At 66.0% G+C, this 14,662-nt stretch carries 18 protein-coding genes; 8 read left to right on the forward strand and 10 right to left on the reverse strand.

Annotation, left to right across the window (positions count from 1 at the left end):
- Window positions 1-264: 264 nt before the first annotated feature.
- Window positions 265-1,902, forward strand: coding sequence for a GAF domain-containing protein (locus F817_RS0107450; protein ID WP_024327058.1), 1,638 nt, complete (start codon window positions 265-267; stop codon window positions 1,900-1,902).
- A complete protein-coding gene (locus F817_RS0107455) occupies window positions 1,899-2,579 on the forward strand; it encodes a response regulator (RefSeq protein ID WP_024327059.1) in 681 nt (226 codons plus the stop codon). Before F817_RS0107450 ends, F817_RS0107455 begins: the two co-directional genes overlap by 4 nt.
- Before the next feature lie 7 nt (window positions 2,580-2,586).
- Here F817_RS0107455 and F817_RS0107460 read toward each other — a convergent pair whose 3' ends face one another.
- The 4 genes from F817_RS0107460 to F817_RS0107475 are packed head-to-tail and all read right to left on the reverse strand — an operon-like array spanning window position 2,587 to window position 5,259.
- Window positions 2,587-2,931 carry a S24 family peptidase gene (locus F817_RS0107460; RefSeq protein ID WP_051132332.1) on the reverse strand — a complete coding sequence of 115 codons (345 nt, stop codon included), beginning with the start codon at window positions 2,929-2,931 and terminating at the stop codon, window positions 2,587-2,589.
- A 56-nt stretch (window positions 2,932-2,987) separates the two neighbouring features.
- The gene (gene cysG / locus F817_RS0107465) at window positions 2,988-4,460 is read right to left on the reverse strand and encodes a siroheme synthase CysG (protein WP_024327061.1); all 1,473 of its coding nucleotides are present in this window, start codon (window positions 4,458-4,460) and stop codon (window positions 2,988-2,990) included.
- A gap of 21 nt (window positions 4,461-4,481) precedes the next feature.
- Window positions 4,482-4,754 carry a glutaredoxin domain-containing protein gene (locus F817_RS0107470; RefSeq protein ID WP_024327062.1) on the reverse strand — a complete coding sequence of 91 codons (273 nt, stop codon included), beginning with the start codon at window positions 4,752-4,754 and terminating at the stop codon, window positions 4,482-4,484.
- Window positions 4,755-4,794: 40 nt separating this feature from the next.
- A complete protein-coding gene (locus tag F817_RS0107475) occupies window positions 4,795-5,259 on the reverse strand; it encodes a tetratricopeptide repeat protein (protein ID WP_024327063.1) in 465 nt (154 codons plus the stop codon).
- 289 nt (window positions 5,260-5,548) lie between these two features.
- Between F817_RS0107475 and F817_RS0107480 the strand changes: the two genes are divergently transcribed.
- The gene (locus F817_RS0107480) at window positions 5,549-6,670 is read left to right on the forward strand and encodes an anthranilate phosphoribosyltransferase (RefSeq protein WP_024327064.1); all 1,122 of its coding nucleotides are present in this window, start codon (window positions 5,549-5,551) and stop codon (window positions 6,668-6,670) included.
- 60 nt (window positions 6,671-6,730) lie between these two features.
- Entirely contained in the window at window positions 6,731-6,931 is a 201-nt protein-coding gene (locus F817_RS0107485; protein WP_024327065.1) for a hypothetical protein, read from the forward strand.
- 340 nt (window positions 6,932-7,271) lie between these two features.
- Here the strand turns inward: F817_RS0107485 and F817_RS0107490 are convergent, their stop codons facing one another.
- From F817_RS0107490 to F817_RS0107515, 6 genes are all read right to left on the reverse strand, one after another.
- Window positions 7,272-7,880, reverse strand: coding sequence for a hypothetical protein (locus F817_RS0107490; protein WP_024327066.1), 609 nt, complete (start codon window positions 7,878-7,880; stop codon window positions 7,272-7,274).
- Window positions 7,877-8,671, reverse strand: coding sequence for a DUF3050 domain-containing protein (locus F817_RS0107495; RefSeq protein ID WP_024327067.1), 795 nt, complete (start codon window positions 8,669-8,671; stop codon window positions 7,877-7,879). Before F817_RS0107495 ends, F817_RS0107490 begins: the two co-directional genes overlap by 4 nt.
- Before the next feature lie 61 nt (window positions 8,672-8,732).
- On the reverse strand, window positions 8,733-8,936 hold the full coding sequence (locus tag F817_RS0107500) for a hypothetical protein (protein ID WP_024327068.1): 204 nt from the start codon (window positions 8,934-8,936) through the stop codon (window positions 8,733-8,735).
- Window positions 8,937-9,042: 106 nt separating this feature from the next.
- Complete coding sequence (cas6, locus tag F817_RS0107505) at window positions 9,043-9,732, reverse strand: type I-MYXAN CRISPR-associated protein Cas6/Cmx6 (RefSeq protein ID WP_024327069.1); 690 nt, start codon at window positions 9,730-9,732, stop codon at window positions 9,043-9,045.
- Between the two features lie 4 nt (window positions 9,733-9,736).
- The gene (locus F817_RS0107510) at window positions 9,737-9,931 is read right to left on the reverse strand and encodes a hypothetical protein (RefSeq protein ID WP_024327070.1); all 195 of its coding nucleotides are present in this window, start codon (window positions 9,929-9,931) and stop codon (window positions 9,737-9,739) included.
- A 23-nt stretch (window positions 9,932-9,954) separates the two neighbouring features.
- Complete coding sequence (locus F817_RS0107515) at window positions 9,955-10,872, reverse strand: TauD/TfdA family dioxygenase (RefSeq protein WP_024327071.1); 918 nt, start codon at window positions 10,870-10,872, stop codon at window positions 9,955-9,957.
- A 415-nt stretch (window positions 10,873-11,287) separates the two neighbouring features.
- Between F817_RS0107515 and dsrA the strand changes: the two genes are divergently transcribed.
- From dsrA to tusC, 4 genes are all read left to right on the forward strand, one after another.
- Complete coding sequence (gene dsrA / locus F817_RS0107520; RefSeq protein WP_024327072.1) at window positions 11,288-12,565, forward strand: dissimilatory-type sulfite reductase subunit alpha; 1,278 nt, start codon at window positions 11,288-11,290, stop codon at window positions 12,563-12,565.
- A 56-nt stretch (window positions 12,566-12,621) separates the two neighbouring features.
- Window positions 12,622-13,701, forward strand: coding sequence for a dissimilatory-type sulfite reductase subunit beta (dsrB, locus tag F817_RS0107525; RefSeq protein ID WP_024327073.1), 1,080 nt, complete (start codon window positions 12,622-12,624; stop codon window positions 13,699-13,701).
- A gap of 70 nt (window positions 13,702-13,771) precedes the next feature.
- The gene (gene tusD / locus F817_RS0107530; protein WP_024327074.1) at window positions 13,772-14,164 is read left to right on the forward strand and encodes a sulfurtransferase complex subunit TusD; all 393 of its coding nucleotides are present in this window, start codon (window positions 13,772-13,774) and stop codon (window positions 14,162-14,164) included.
- An 83-nt stretch (window positions 14,165-14,247) separates the two neighbouring features.
- On the forward strand, window positions 14,248-14,640 hold the full coding sequence (gene tusC / locus F817_RS0107535; RefSeq protein WP_024327075.1) for a sulfurtransferase complex subunit TusC: 393 nt from the start codon (window positions 14,248-14,250) through the stop codon (window positions 14,638-14,640).
- The last annotated feature ends 22 nt before the right edge of the window (window positions 14,641-14,662 follow it).

The raw sequence follows: 14,662 nt of genomic DNA on the forward strand, positions 1-14,662 counted from the left end.
GCGCGGACCTGCCCCGAAAGCGAAGCAAAGGCCCCGCCCCGCGGGGCCTTTTTGCGTTTATGGCGTCGACATTGCCACCTCCGCCCTTCATTGCCCGCCCGCTGCGACAACCCCCTCAACCTTCCCGGGAAACTTGACAATCCAGATTTCTTGAACCCGAAAGTTGCTCTCCGCAAAAAAGGGGGCCATATTAGTAGGGGTAATCGGGAGGCCGATGCCTCCCCCGCAACTGCGGGCCTCTCCCCGCGGGAGGCGTGGATTGCCATGAAACACCAACTGCCCCCTTTAAGCCGCTCGGCCCTGGGTGCGTGGCTCATTCGCCCGAACAAGGACTGGCGCCACAAGACCAGTCGACGGGTCGCCCTCCCTTTGGTCCTGCTTCTCGTTGTGATCGGGACCCCGGTCGCCATTGCCCTGGCTCTGAACCTGTGGATGCCGGGCACCGGTGGCAACGCAGCACAACTCCAGTTGGCCGTGCTGGTGGTCGGATTGCTCGTGACCCTCGCCCTGCCGTTGCTCGCCTATCGCTACCTGGTCAAACCGCTGTTTCACCTGCGCCACTGGGCACAGCGGGTGCGCGGCGGAAACCTGGCGGCGCGTATCCCGACCCCGCAGCGCGGGGAATTCGGTGAACTGGCCCACGACGTGAACCGCCTCACCGAACAGCTCGAGCGCCTGACCCGCGACATGCGCGAGGAAGTCCACACCCAGACCGAACGCCTGGAACAGAAATCGCGCACTCTGGAAATCCTGTACGAGGTCGCCAGCAGCATCAATACCTCGCGGGACCTCGACGACCTGCTGACCCGCTTCCTCGAGCACACCAAGGCGACCCTGGGCGCGCAGGCGGCCACCGCTCGGCTGGTCACACCCGACGGTCAGATGCGCCTGGTCGCCAACCTGGGCTTTCAACCCAATCATCAACGCTGCCAACCCCTGCTTCCGCTCGGCCAGTGCCTGTGCGGTCATGTCGCGGATGGCGGTGACCTCGGCCAAAAGGACGACGTGAGCTGCTGCGGGCAGGCCGAGCATGGCAGCCAGACCGGCGACGACCCCTTGTCGATGATGGCCGTACCCCTGCAACACCAGGGGCGCACACTGGGGGTATACAGCCTTTTCTTCAGCCAATGTCCGGAGGCCCTGTCGGATGACATGCGCGGGCTCCTCAACAGCATCGGCCAGCACCTGGGCATGGCGATCGAGAAATCGCGTCTGGAAGAACAGGCGCGACGGGTCGGCATCATGGAGGAACGCGCGCGCATGTCCCACGAGCTGCACGACTCGCTGGCGCAGACACTCGCCAGCCTGCGCTTCCGGGTGGGTGCCCTGAACGAATCCCTGCCGGACGACAGCCCTCCCGAGCTGTGCAGGGAGGCGGGCGCCCTCTGGAGCAGTCTTGAGCAGGCCAACCAGGAACTGCGCGAGCTGATCCGTCACTTTCGCGCCCCGCCGGTCAGCCACCAGGGCCTGGATATCGACATCGATCAGTTGATCACCCGTTTCCGCGAGGAGACCGGGGTGAGCGCCTTCATGCAGAAGGAATGGAGCCCGAAAAGGCTGCCGGAAGAGGTGGAAACCGAGGTGCTGCGCATCGTGCAGGAGGCGCTTTGCAACATCCGCAAGCATGCCGATGCACAGCACGTACGCGTGTTGCTGCGCAACGACCACCGCAACGAGTTCCTGGTGATGATCGAGGACGACGGCTGTGGCACGGACCTGCAGTCGGGCACCACCAGCGAAAGCGAACACATCGGCCTCAGCGTGATGGAGAAACGTGCGGCGCGCCTGGGCGCGACCATCCGCATCGAGAGCGAACCCGGGGAGGGTACGCGCGTCAGCCTGAGCTTCCAGCACCCGAAACCCCAGGTGGTGCAGTTCGAGCCGCGCAAGGCGTTACCATGACGCAGCACGTCCTGCTAATCGACGACCACGCACTGTTCCGCGAGGGCCTGCAGGAGCTGCTGACCCGACGCGGCATCGAGAAGGTGAGCGCCGCCGGCGACGGCGAGGCCGGCATCGAACTGGCGACGCGCCTGCAACCCGACATCATCCTTCTTGATATCCGCATGCCCGGGATGAACGGCCTTGAGGTCCTGCGCCGGCTGCGCCAGGCGGACCTGAACATGCCCGTGGTCATGCTGACCACCAGCAACGAAGAGAACGACCTAGTGGAGTGCCTGCGCAACGGCGCCCAGGGTTACCTGCTGAAGGACATGGATCCGGGCGACCTGATCAGCGCGCTGATGGACATCCTGAAGGGGCAGACGGTAGTCGCGCCGCACCTCGCTCAACTGCTGGCCAGGGTCGTGCAGGGTCACCCCGGGGAGACTAGCGAGGCCAACCCCTTCGACCGGCTCACCCCGCGCGAAAACGAGATCCTGGGCCTGCTGGCCGAGGGCCAGAGCAACAAGGTGATCGCGCAGAACCTGGGCATCTCCGACGGCACCGTGAAACTGCACGTGAAGGCGATTCTGCGCAAGCTGGGCCTGCACTCGCGAGTAGAAGCCGCAGTGCTCGCGGTGCAGCATGGCCTGCGGCGCGCAGTCCCCGCGGGCGACACCACAGGCGGGGGCTACTGAGGGACCTTCAGGCGTAGTGCTTGTGCTGCGCGCGCCGGCGCCCGGCACGCTGCACCACCACGCCGATGACCGCCTGCAGGCCCGGGATCTCCAGACGGCGCTGGTCCTCCTGCAGGGCCTGCAGGTAGTGTCGACCCTCCTCCATCAGCAGCTGGCGCAGCAGGTATTCGCCATCGTGTTCGGCGATCACGAAGCTGCCATGCTCCACCACGCCCGACGGGTCCACGATCACGATCACCCCATGCGCGAACTCCGGCGCCATGCTGTCGCCCAGGACGCGCAGGGCGAACGGCTCGGAGTTGGCACAGCCCCCGCCCATTCCGGCATCCTCGGGTCGATTCGGTATCGCCATTTCGGGTCTCCTCGTGGTCCCGATTCAGGGCCCTGGTGCAGTGCGCGCACTCAACACTAGCCGGCGTGGTCGGCCACGTCCGCCGGCACCGGGGTCTCCACCGCGCCCCCCGAGGCAAACAGGCTTCCGGTGGTGGGCGGGGCATTCGGCCGGAACCACTGCAGGCGCTGGTGCAGGGACACGACATTGCCGACGATGATCAGGGTCGGCGGCTGGACCTGCTCGGCCTCGACAATGCCGGGCAGGGTCTGCAGATCCCCCACCAGTACCCGCTGATTCTGGGTCGTGCCCTGTTGCACCAGCGCCGCCGGGGTGCTCGTGGGCATGCCATGGGCGACCAGCTCGCGACAGATGATCGGCAGCCCGGACAACCCCATGTAGAACACCACGGTCTGGCGCGGCTGCGCCAGCATGTCCCAGTTGAGATTGATGGTGCCGTCCTGCAGATGGCCCGTTGCGAACACCAGGGCCTGGGCATGATCGCGATGGGTCAGCGGGATGCCGGCGAAAGAGGCACAGCCGGCCGCGGCGGTGATGCCGGGCACCAGCTGGAACGGGATACCGTGCTGCATCAGGCGATCCACCTCCTCGCCGCCGCGTCCGAAGATAAACGGGTCCCCACCCTTCAGGCGCAGCACTCGCTTGCCCTCCTTCGCCAGGCGGATCAGCAGGTCGTTGATATCACCCTGTTCCAGCGTGTGATGATTGCGCTTCTTGCCGGCGTAGATCTTCTCGGCATCGCGCCGCACGAGCTCCAGAATGGCCGGCGACACCAGATTGTCGTACACCACCACGTCGGCCAGCTGCATCAGACGCAGCGCACGGAAGGTCAGCAGATCCGGGTCCCCGGGCCCGGCCCCGACCAGGAATACCTCGCCGCCGGTGTCGCGTTCGTCCAGCCCGGCGTCCAGGGCCGTGTCCAGGGCATCCTTCGCCGCCTGTTCACGGCCAGACAGGAACAACTCCATCACCGGACCTTCCAGCACCCGTTCCCAGAAACGCCGCCGCAGCTCGGTGTCCGGCATGCACTTCTTGGCACGCGCGCGGAAGCCTTCCACCAGCGTCGCCAGGCGCCCATAAGAGGCGGGGATCAGGCTTTCGATCCGGGAGCGCAGCAAGCGCGCGAGGACCGGCGAGGCACCACCGGTGGAGATCGCGATCTGCAGCGGCGACCGGTCCACCATCGACGGCGTGATAAAGCTGCACAGAGCCGGCTGGTCCACCACGTTCACCGGGATACAGCGCTGCTGGCAGCACTCCGAGACCTGGCGATTGGTCTGCTGGTCATCGGTGGCGGCGACCACCAGCACGCGCCCGTCGATGTCGTCTTCGCGGAAACCGCGCTCGGCATGCTCGATAGCGCCACTCGCCTTCAGCACCGCGAGCTCCGGGCACAGCTCCGGCGAGACCACGGTGATCCGGCCCTCCGCCTTGCGCAGCAGGGTGATCTTGCGCGCGGCGACCACGCCCCCCCCCACCACCAGGCAGGAGCGGTCCTTGATGCGCATGAATATCGGGAAAAAGTCCATCCGTGCTGCCCCCCTGTCTAGTCAGGCGTTGCCGGCCCGCGGTCCCAGATCCTCGAGTTCGCCTTCCATGTCCAGCTCCACCAGCTCCTCGAATCCCCCTACGTGGCGCTCGCCGAAGTAGACCTGCGGGACCTCCTCGCAGCCGGTAACCCGGTTCAGCTCGGCGATCGACTCCGGGGTATCCGTGATCTCGATCTTCTCCAGCTGCTCCGCCAGTCCCCGCCGCGTCAGCAACCGCTCGGCACGCTCGCAGTAGGGGCAGCCTTCCCGGTAGTACATCCGAATGGCCGTCATCGTCGAACCTCGTGGTTGCGGGACCCCGGAGCGACATCCATCAGCTGTCAGACAGGCCCATCTCGTCGGCATCGAAACCCGCGCGGGAATACCAGTAGCGGGCCGCGTCGGGGTCGCGCTCCACCCCGCTCCCCTGGGCGTACATCATCGCCAGGGTAGTCTGGGAACCGGCCAGTCCCTGATTGGCGGCCTGCTCCATCCAGTGAATCGCCTGCGCGGAATCCTGCTCCACGCATTCCCCCTCCAGGAACATGAAACCGAGACCGTGCTGGGCGAGGGGATCGCCCTGCTCGGCGGCCGCGCGCATCCACTTGACCGCCGCGCCCGGATTGGGAACGCCGGTCAGGCCAATCTGATGCATGATCGCGACCCGGTACTGGGCCTGGGCGTTGCCGGCCTCGGCCAGTGGCATCAGCAGCTGCATCGCGCGCGAGAAATGTTTGGCTTCAAACGCGGCAATGCCGCTTTGAAGGCTCATCGCTTCGTCTTCTTCGGCATGCGTCATGGGTGCGGGCACTCGCTGGGTCGGATGTGCGGCGGTGGGCGCCGGATAGCGCGATCCCGGGCGGAACGGGCGTCGCGAACGGCGCGAACCCACCGATCGGCTCGTCTCGCATGATCGCGCAATCCCCAAGCGCCCGGAACCCTCTCGATAGGGGTATATGCCGGTTACCGGGGCACCGCTATGCTCGTTCGCAGCAGGGTGCCAGACGCCGGGGCCTGGTAGCGGGCGGCGCTGCGCCCCGGCCTCCTGGCCCCGCCAACCCGATCCAGGCCCCTCGACAGGTTGAAGCATGCCCGAAACCGCGAACGTCTCCCTCGAACCCAAAGCCGTGATGCGCGGCTGCATCCAGAAGGTCGCGACCGGCCCCGAGATGAGCAAGGACCTCTCGCGCGAGGAGGCCCGCGCGGGCATGCAGGCGATCCTGGACGGCCAGGTGGACCCGGTACAGGCGGCAGTATTCCTGATCGCGCTGCGCATGAAGCGCGAGACCCTGGAGGAATGCGAGGGCGTGTTGCAGGCGATCCGCGATCACGCGACCACCGCAATCGCAGAGGTCGAACACCTGGTGGATATCGCCGACCCCTACGACGGCTATATCCGCGGGCTGCCAGCCGGTGCATTCCTGCCAGCGGTGCTGGCAGCTTGCGGGCAACCGGCCGTGTGTCACGGGGTCGAGGCGATTGGGCCAAAATACGGTGCCACCCCGCGGATGATCCTGCGCGAGGCCGGGGTGGATACCGATCTGGCACCGGACGCGGCCGCGGCCCGGATTGCCCGCGCGGACACCGGCTGGGCGTATGTCGACATGGCCGCGTTCTGCCCCGGACTGCACGCGCTGACCGGTCTGCGCAACCTGATGATCAAGCGCAACTGCCTGACCACGGTGGAGAACCTGATCGGACCGATCCGCGCGCGCGAGCGCACCGACATCATGGTTGGTTACGTGCACAAGGCCTACCCCCCGATTTACGCCCACCTGGCACGCTTCTCCGGGTTCGCTTCGGGGCTCGTCGTGCGCGGCGTGGAGGGGGGCGTGATCCCCTCGCTGCAACAGCCCGGCAAGATGTTCATCTACCGCGACGGCGGCCCCGAACAGGAACACCCACTGGATCCGACCAGCGTCGGCATCCAGGCCGACACCCGAGCGGTACCGCTGCCCGCGGAGATCGCGCCGAAAAAGGTGGACGGCAAGGCGCAGGGCGATGCCGACGGACACGCGGTCGCGCGCGAGGCCGCGCGCGCGGGCCTTGCGGCACTGCGCGGCGAGCCCGGCCCGATGCGCGACAGCCTGGTCTACGCCGGCGCGATCTGCCTGCACCATCTGGGCCGGGAAGCGGATCCGGAAAGCGCCGCTCGGCGCGTGCGCCAGGTACTCGACGACCAGTCCGCCCTGGCCCGTTTCACGGGGTAACCCCCACCGCTGGCCGCGCCTCGACCGCGCGGCCGCCACTGCTCGACAGGAGGAGAAACCATGGACAAGCAGACCTACTACGAGGCCACCAAGAAGATGGAAAGCCTCGGCGTGGAGCCCGACTACATCATCGGCTGGCAGACCGGCTTCCTGCGCAGCCCGAAGGTGGAGGCCCAGCGCATAACCCCGCCATACGAGGCCGGTTACAACGATGGCCTGGAAGGCAAGACCGACAGCCACGGAAGCTGGGCCAAGCAGTAGCCACCCGGGGCGAGGCGACTCGCCCCGTCCATCCAGGGAAACACTGATCCATGTACACACTCGCGTTGGCACCCCAGGTTTTCCGAGACAAGGCGCGTCGTGCAACAGGTAGTGGTTCTACCTATTGCACGACGCAGGATCGGGGAACCTGGGGTGCCGACCCCACAAACCATTGAAAGCAGAGGCTCGGCCGCGCGCTGTTATCAATAACGGGCGCGCGCACGGCGTTGCGGTTCCCTTATGCAGAATGACTGCACGGCAGTCACCGCGCCTTGTTCGCACGCAAAAGCAACTCGAGCGCGAGTGTGTACATGGATCAGTGTTTCCCTAGCGGCACCCTTCAGGAGCGGTCGGGACTGGCCGGCTGCACTGTCGGGAGCAGCGATTCCAGGGCCGAGTCAAAGGCCTCGACCGCTTCCGGGCCGTCAATCGCCATCACCTGGTCGATCGCCCACTGCCGGTTGCCCGGTCCAAGGGCCTCGCTGATCCGCGCGGCGAATGAGCGCCACAGGCTGAAACCGGGGCCTTCCTCCGCGCTGTAGCGACACTCGGCGTACTCGTCGCTGCGTGCGTTCACCTTGTCGACAAACGCCTCGCGTACGCCGTCCACCGGTGCCGGCACCCGGTCGGGACCGGCCTTCAACTCGGCCAGGTTCTCCTCCAGCAGCCCGGCCAGGCGCAACGCCATCCCGGTCACGAAGCGGATCCGTTCTTCCTGCGAAAAGCGCTCGCTGACCCGACGATCGGCCAGGTGCAGCAGAAAGATCACGAATTCCTGAATCAGCTCCAGGCGTTGATCCTGGGTACGCGTCTCGAAGTCCTCGTTTTCCAGGTTGAGCACCCCGTTACAGGCGGCCCGCCAGGCGTTCGAGGCCGCCGCACTGGCGATATCCTCCAGACTGCGCGGACGCTCGCCCTGCGTCCAGCGATTGCGCAGGCGCAGGCTCATCCCGGCAGCCCCAGGCGCGCGCATACGCCGTCCCACAGATCCAGGCGATCCTGGATCGCGGCCCGCGCCGCCTCCTGCGCCTCGGCGATCTTCGCCGGGTCGTCGCCGCACAGCGCCTCGACCAGCCGCAGCGAAAGCGGCCCGTGAAAGTCCTCGTCGAGATGGATGTGGCGTTGCAGGTAGAAATGGAACATCGGCGCGGCGGGGACATCGATCTGCATGCGCGCAAGGAACTGGCGGAACATCCCCGGGATCACGTGCTCGCGGCCCAGGGCCAGCGCAGCGGCAACCTCGTGCGGACGCCCGCGCTCGATGCGCTCGAAGGTCCGCCGTACGAAGCGCGCCGAGGGCTCCGGCGCAATCCCCGCATCCAGCGCCGCATCGATCCCCCGGGTCGTGGCCAGGGCGACGAACCGGCGCGCCGGCGCCGGGTCCGCGCCGACCTCGGCCATGGCCGCGCAATACAACTCGAAATGGCTCAGAAAGCGATCCTGGCCGTCGGGTCCGGGGATGCGGTCCGACTCCTCCTCCAGTACCAGTTCGTTGATGAAGCGGCACACCCCGGCGTCCGGCCCCGGACCCCAGGGCCAGCGCACCGGAGCCACCTGCTGCTGGAGATACTTGATCAGGGACATGAAGTCCCAGACCGGATAGACGTGACTTTCCATGAACCCATGCAGGTCATGCAGATCACGCAGACCATAGACTGGGTGACGGTCCAGCTCGGCCTGCAACGGGGCGAGCGCGGCCCAGTCGGGTTGCGGGTGTTGTCGAACGGCCGCCTGAGTCATGGACATCTCGCGGGCCCGTCACGCTCGCGGGACGCGAGCGTGCGAATGAATCCGTGTTTCCCTAGCGGTGGGAACCCTTCTCTGCGTGCGCCATGTCGACCAGGTCCATCGCGACGTCGCGAAATTCCTGGCGGTAGTTGTGCAGGGGGTGTCCATCCTCCGCGAGGTAATACTCCTCCGGGGTCACGCCATGGGCATGCTCGTATTCGATGAATTTCCTCTGCATCTCCAGCAGCTTCTTGATCTTTTCCTGTTTGTCGCTCATCTCGCAACCTCCATCCGGACATTTGGCAAGGGTCCAATCGCAATATAGCACCGGCATCCGGCACCGCTTACCCCCCTTAAGAGGTAGGGGCGCGCGACCCTCGCCACTACATCATCCCCGGCGCCGAATGCACCGGCGCAACATCCTTGTGGCCGTTGAACAGTCCGCAACCCATCAATCGGCCCGGCCCCAGGCCCTCGTGCTGCAACCGCAGCGAGGCGGCAGGGTCCAGGTCGGCCACCAGCAGGCGGCGAGTGAACAGCGCGCCGTCCGGGGTGTGCAGTTCGTGGCTGCGCCCGCACAACAGTTTCGACACCGGCACATCCAGGGCGCGCAGGTCCTCCGCCACCTCGCGGAGAAAGGCGGTTTCGTCCTGGTCCGCCCGCGCCACCACATAGCGCGCCATCAGTGCCGGCTGGGCCCGCAGGGGCAATACCGAGAGCGCCCCGAGTTCCAGCGCCACCGACCCCAGATCCAGGCGCTGCCCTTCGAGGTGCCGCACGTCGTCCAGGCGCGCCCGGGGCAGCCGCAAGCGCAACCGGGCACGCCGCGACAGCGGCATGGAACCGGCACCGGACTGATCCGGGCGGGTCCAGCCATTGCCGGACTCGGCGCCGTGGATCAGATGGATGCCGGCATGGACCTCGTCGCGCAGCCAGGGCAGCGCGGCGCAGACCACGCACGACAGGCCGTGCGCGTGATCCAGCGGCAGCTCGCGGCACTGCACACGGAACGCGACATCCACCATGTGGTCGGCCTGCATCGAGGCCCCGCCGGGGGTGTCGTCCCAGAACATGGCGCTAGTCCAGCGGAGAGGTGAAGGCCGCCTCGAGCCGGTCTTCCCAGTCGGGCGGGGTATCCGGAAACGGCGGTTTCACGTCCGAACTCAGAAAATGCTCGCCCTCGCGGGCATGCTGGCGCACTCGCTCCAGCAACGCCTCGAACGACTGCAACTGGTCCTGCTCACGCATCAACAACTCGCTCAACCACAACATGCCGGTCTCCTCGGGTCAGTGGTTCAGGTGCCGGGTACGCGCTGCGGAAAACGCGCCCGGTAGAGCAGGCGTCGGCGCCCGGTAGCGCCTGGATCGTCAGTGAACCCGGTGCGCGCATGCAGCACGTTATTGCAGATCACGCCCTCGCCCGGGGCCAGGCGATGGCGCAGCACCCCCGGGCCCTCCTCGGTCAGGATCTCGCGGATGCGCTGGGCGGCCGCGCGGGTTACCGGTTCGTCGCGCCACTCGATACTGCGGGTGCGCGCGGTGTAGCGCATGTGCAGATGCCCGGACCCCGGGTCCACGCTGAACACCGGGCCGGTCGATACGGCGCGCAGGGTCACGCCATCTTCCACGTTGGCGGGAATGGTCAGGGCGCGCGAGTCGCTCAGTGCCTCGATCCAGTCGGGATTCTCGTCGCGCAGACGGATGTACAGCAGCTCCGGGTCAAGGAACAGATTCTCGCCGCCCTCCCGGGCATCGGCGACGCAGTGCAGCAACATCGCGCGGATGCGCCGTTCCGGTGGGTTGTAGTAGCCGTCGCAGTGCCAGCTCAGCGGGCGATCGGTATACGGAACATACCCCGCCCGACGGCCCGCGCCGCAGACCTGCAATGCGCTGATGCCATCCTCGTCGGCGCATTCGTGCGGGTCCGGCCGGTCGAATCCCAAGGCACTGCAGAGGTCCGCAAAGCCACGCCGGTCCAGCTCGCGGGCGGACGGGTCACAGCGGTAGAAGGCGAGGTTGTGACAGCGGATGCGTTCGCGCAGCGCCGCCAGCTCTCCCGCCGTAGGTCGCGCCGCGTCGGTCAGCGGCACATAAAGGGCGTCGGGCGTGGGCATGCCACGCCCCAGGCGGGCGGCGCGCCAGGCGTGCCACGCGTCGCCGGCCTGCAGATCGAACGGCGAGGTCGCCGCTGTCTCCCGGGCAATGGCATTCATCGGTCCACTGTCTCCGCCCCTGGCCGCACACATGCATTGAAGATTTCCAGTGTAGTGCGGCCCCGCCGACCCACAACACTCCTTTCGGGGTAGCCCCGGAAACCGCCCGGAGCGCATTGGCACAGGTATTTCCATCCTCCGACGCCCGCCCCCGCGGGCACCCGAGGCCCTTGCCCCTATACCCACGGGGATATACCCCCCTCCCCCCATACACCCCAACAGCAGGATGTCCAGTGCCTTTGCGCCGGCCTAAAGTCTCCAGAAGAAGGACGGGGCCTGCGCCCACTGAAAGCGTCGGCATCCCGAAAAAAGACCTCGGACAGGGATCGGTGCTGGATCTGGTAACGGCCACTGGTGTGGATTGCGTTCCCGGCACGTGACCCCAACGCACGCGACACCCTGCTAGGAGATTGTCATGGCCAAGAATCATCACCCCACTCCCATGCTCGACGAACTCGAGAACGGCCCCTGGCCGAGCTTCATCTCGGGCATCAAGAGCCTGCGGGACAAGCACCCCGACGACCGCATCCAGGGCATCAGCAATGACCTGCTGGGCCAGCTCGAGCATTCCTACGAGACCCGCAAGGGCTACTGGAAGGGCGGCACGGTATCGGTATTCGGCTATGGCTCCGGGATCATCCCGCGCTTCTCGGAAGTCGGCAACGCATTCCCGAATTCCAAGGAATTCCACACGGTGCGCGTCCAGCCGCCGGCCGGCAATTTCTACACCACCGACATGCTGCGCAAGCTCGCGAACTCCTGGGAAAAGTACGGCTCCGGCCTGGTGACGTTCCACGGCCAGACCGGCAACGCGATGTTCATCGGGGTGAATACCGAGAACACCCAGAAGTTCTTCGACGAGATCAATGAATACGGTTTCGATCTCGGCGGTGCCGGCCCCTGCGTGCGTACCGGTATGTCCTGCGTGGGCGCAGCGCGTTGCGAACAGTCCTGCGCCAACGAGCAGCGCATTCACCGCACCCTGCTGAACCGGTTCACCGACGACGTCCACCGCCCGTCGCTGCCGTACAAGTTCAAGTTCAAGGTATCCGGCTGCCCGAACGACTGCGTGAACGCGATCGAGCGTTCCGACTTCGCGGTAATCGGCACCTGGCGCGACGCGATGAAGATCGACCAGGCCAAGGTGAAGGAATTCATCCAGGAGAAGGGACGCGCCGAGGTCATCGACAACGTCACCACGCGTTGCCCGACCCGCTGCATGACCCTGCATGACGACGACACCCTGGAAGTCGACGACAAGAACTGCGTGCGCTGCATGCACTGCCTGAACGTGATGCACACCGCCCTGTCGCCGGGTGACGACCGCGGCGTCAGCATCCTGCTGGGCGGCAAGCGCACCCTGAAGATTGGCGACCTGATGGGCACCGTAATCGTGCCGTTCATGAAGCTGGACACCGACGAGGATTACGCCCAGCTCACCGAGCTGGCCGAGAACATCATCGATTTCTGGGCCGAGAACGGTCTGGAGCACGAGCGTTGCGGCGAAATGATCGAACGCATCGGCTTGATGAATTTCCTGAAGGAACTGGGCATCGACGCCGATCCGAACATGATCAACCACCCGCGCCAGAGCTCCTACGTCCGTCTCGACGGCTTCGACGAGGCTGCGGAAGAGCACCTGCGTCGCAAGATGGAACAACGGCAGCAGGCGACGGCGACAGCCAGCCACTAGGCCGGCAGCGTCCCCCGACTCGTCTCCCGAAATCGCTAGCAAGGCTGGAGCAGAACATGGCACAGGCACAGGAAATGCGTTCCCCCATCGAGTCCGGGTGTCCGGACGGATTCCAGTACATGCATCCGGTGATGCGCCGGAACTTCGGCATGTGGGATCACCATGCCCACCCCGCACCGGGTGTGCTGTATCACGAGTCCGAGTCGGGCGAAGGCATATGGACGGTCCGCGCCGGGACCCAGCGCATCCTCGACGTCTTCACCCTGCGCAAGCTGTGCGACATCGGTGACCAGTACGGCGACGGCTACGTGCGCTTCACCACCCGTTCCAACATCGAGTACATGGTGGATGCCGAGGCCAAGGTCGCGCCGCTGGTCAAGGCGCTGGAAGACGCCGGCTTCGTGGTCGGCGGCACCCAGAACTCGATCGCCATGATCTCGCACACCCAGGGCTGGCTGCATTGCGACATCCCGGGCACCGACGCCTCGGGCGTGGTCAAGGCGATGATGGACGAACTGATCGACGAGTTCCGCAATACCAACATGCCCAACCGCGTGCACATGACCACCTCCTGCTGCCAGATCAACTGCGGCGGGCAGGGCGACATCGCGATCAACGTGCAGCACACCAAACCGCCGAAGATCAACCACGACCTGGTCGCGAACGTCTGCGAGCGTCCCTCGGTCGTCGCGCGCTGCCCGGTCGCGGCGATCCGTCCGGCAGTGGTCAACGGCAAGCCGTCGCTGGAAGTCGACGAGCAGAAGTGCATGTGCTGCGGCGCTTGCTTCCCGCCCTGCCCGCCGATGCAGATCAACGATCCGGAACATACCAAGCTGTCGATCTGGGTCGGGGGCAATCACTCGAACGCGCGCGGCAAGCCAACCTTCCAGAAGCTGGTCGCGTCCGGCATCCCCAACAACCCGCCGCGCTGGCCCGAGGCCACCGCGATCGTCAAGCGCATCCTCAAGACCTACCAGGAAGACGGCAAGGACTGGGAGCGCATGAACGACTGGATCGAGCGCATCGGCTGGCCGGAGTTCTTCAGCAAGACGGGACTGCCGTTCACCCGCTATCACGTGGACAACTGGCGCGGGGCACGCAACAGCCTGAACGCGTCGACTCACATCCGCCAGTAGCGGACGGCATGACCACGACCGGGGCCCCGTGCGGGGCCCTTTTCCCGCCGGACAACACAAAGGGCAACGCATGAAATACGCGATCCTGGTCAACGAAGGTCCGTATCAGCACCAGGCGTCCGATACCGCCTACCAGTTCTGCAAGGCCGCGATCGAACGCGGACACGAAGTCTTTCGCGCCTTTTTCTATCACGACGGCGTGCATAACGGCTCGCGCTTTCCGATCCCGCCCCAGGATGATCGCAACATCGGGGTGCAGTGGTCCGAGCTTGCCGAGGCCCACAACATCGACCTGGTGGTGTGCATCGCCGCCGCGCAGCGCCGCGGCATCCTGGACGAGGGCGAGGCCAAACGCCAGGGCAAGGACGGCGACAACATTGCCCCCGGGTTCCGTATTTCCGGTCTCGGACAACTGATCGAGGCCGGGATCCAGTGCGACCGGGTTCTGGTGTTTGGCGACTGATCGTCACCCCGGCCCCGGTGTGGCGCCTGCCCGGCACACGAGCCGAAGTGCCCAACCCAACCGACTGAAAAAGGTGCGTAACGATGTCCGAGCCTTGGGAAGATGAAGGCCCTGGTGAAATCAAAAAGTTCTTGTACGTCAACCGGAAGTCGCCGTACGGAACCATTTATGCGCTCGAATCCCTGGAGGTGGTGCTGATCGCCGCCGCGTTCGAGCAGGACGTCAGCATGGTGTTCATGGATGACGGCGTGTACCAGATCAAGAAGGGACAGGACACCCAGCAGATCGGCATGAAGAACTTCTCGCCGACCTATCGCGCGCTGGAGGGCTACGACGTGGAAAAGCTCTATGTCGAGGCCGAGTCGCTCGCCGAGCGCGGGCTGTCCGAGGACGACCTGCTGGTCCCGGTGGAGGTGATGTCGCGTGATGCGATCGCCCGCCTGATGGACGAGCAGGACGTGATCCTGAGCTTCTGAATCCTGAGCCTCTAGGAGACTC

Origin of the sequence: Thioalkalivibrio sp. AKL19, assembly GCF_000420165.1 — a bacterium.
GTDB lineage: Bacteria > Pseudomonadota > Gammaproteobacteria > Ectothiorhodospirales > Ectothiorhodospiraceae > Thioalkalivibrio.

What these genes read in the sequence shown, in the direction of transcription:
- F817_RS0107475 (WP_024327063.1), bottom strand. Translation starts at nt 5,259, where the DNA reads ATGACGCATGCCGAAGAAGACGAAGCGATGAGCCTTCAAAGCGGCATT.
- F817_RS0107455 (WP_024327059.1), top strand. Translation starts at nt 1,899, where the DNA reads ATGACGCAGCACGTCCTGCTAATCGACGACCACGCACTGTTCCGCGAG.
- F817_RS0107460 (WP_051132332.1), bottom strand. Translation starts at nt 2,931, where the DNA reads ATGGCGATACCGAATCGACCCGAGGATGCCGGAATGGGCGGGGGCTGT.
- cysG (WP_024327061.1), bottom strand. Translation starts at nt 4,460, where the DNA reads ATGGACTTTTTCCCGATATTCATGCGCATCAAGGACCGCTCCTGCCTG.
- cas6 (WP_024327069.1), bottom strand. Translation starts at nt 9,732, where the DNA reads ATGTTCTGGGACGACACCCCCGGCGGGGCCTCGATGCAGGCCGACCAC.
- F817_RS0107515 (WP_024327071.1), bottom strand. Translation starts at nt 10,872, where the DNA reads ATGAATGCCATTGCCCGGGAGACAGCGGCGACCTCGCCGTTCGATCTG.
- F817_RS0107500 (WP_024327068.1), bottom strand. Translation starts at nt 8,936, where the DNA reads ATGAGCGACAAACAGGAAAAGATCAAGAAGCTGCTGGAGATGCAGAGG.
- F817_RS0107490 (WP_024327066.1), bottom strand. Translation starts at nt 7,880, where the DNA reads ATGAGCCTGCGCCTGCGCAATCGCTGGACGCAGGGCGAGCGTCCGCGC.
- F817_RS0107485 (WP_024327065.1), top strand. Translation starts at nt 6,731, where the DNA reads ATGGACAAGCAGACCTACTACGAGGCCACCAAGAAGATGGAAAGCCTC.
- F817_RS0107510 (WP_024327070.1), bottom strand. Translation starts at nt 9,931, where the DNA reads ATGTTGTGGTTGAGCGAGTTGTTGATGCGTGAGCAGGACCAGTTGCAG.
- tusC (WP_024327075.1), top strand. Translation starts at nt 14,248, where the DNA reads ATGTCCGAGCCTTGGGAAGATGAAGGCCCTGGTGAAATCAAAAAGTTC.
- F817_RS0107495 (WP_024327067.1), bottom strand. Translation starts at nt 8,671, where the DNA reads ATGACTCAGGCGGCCGTTCGACAACACCCGCAACCCGACTGGGCCGCG.
- F817_RS0107470 (WP_024327062.1), bottom strand. Translation starts at nt 4,754, where the DNA reads ATGACGGCCATTCGGATGTACTACCGGGAAGGCTGCCCCTACTGCGAG.
- F817_RS0107480 (WP_024327064.1), top strand. Translation starts at nt 5,549, where the DNA reads ATGCCCGAAACCGCGAACGTCTCCCTCGAACCCAAAGCCGTGATGCGC.
- tusD (WP_024327074.1), top strand. Translation starts at nt 13,772, where the DNA reads ATGAAATACGCGATCCTGGTCAACGAAGGTCCGTATCAGCACCAGGCG.
- F817_RS0107450 (WP_024327058.1), top strand. Translation starts at nt 265, where the DNA reads ATGAAACACCAACTGCCCCCTTTAAGCCGCTCGGCCCTGGGTGCGTGG.
- dsrB (WP_024327073.1), top strand. Translation starts at nt 12,622, where the DNA reads ATGGCACAGGCACAGGAAATGCGTTCCCCCATCGAGTCCGGGTGTCCG.
- dsrA (WP_024327072.1), top strand. Translation starts at nt 11,288, where the DNA reads ATGGCCAAGAATCATCACCCCACTCCCATGCTCGACGAACTCGAGAAC.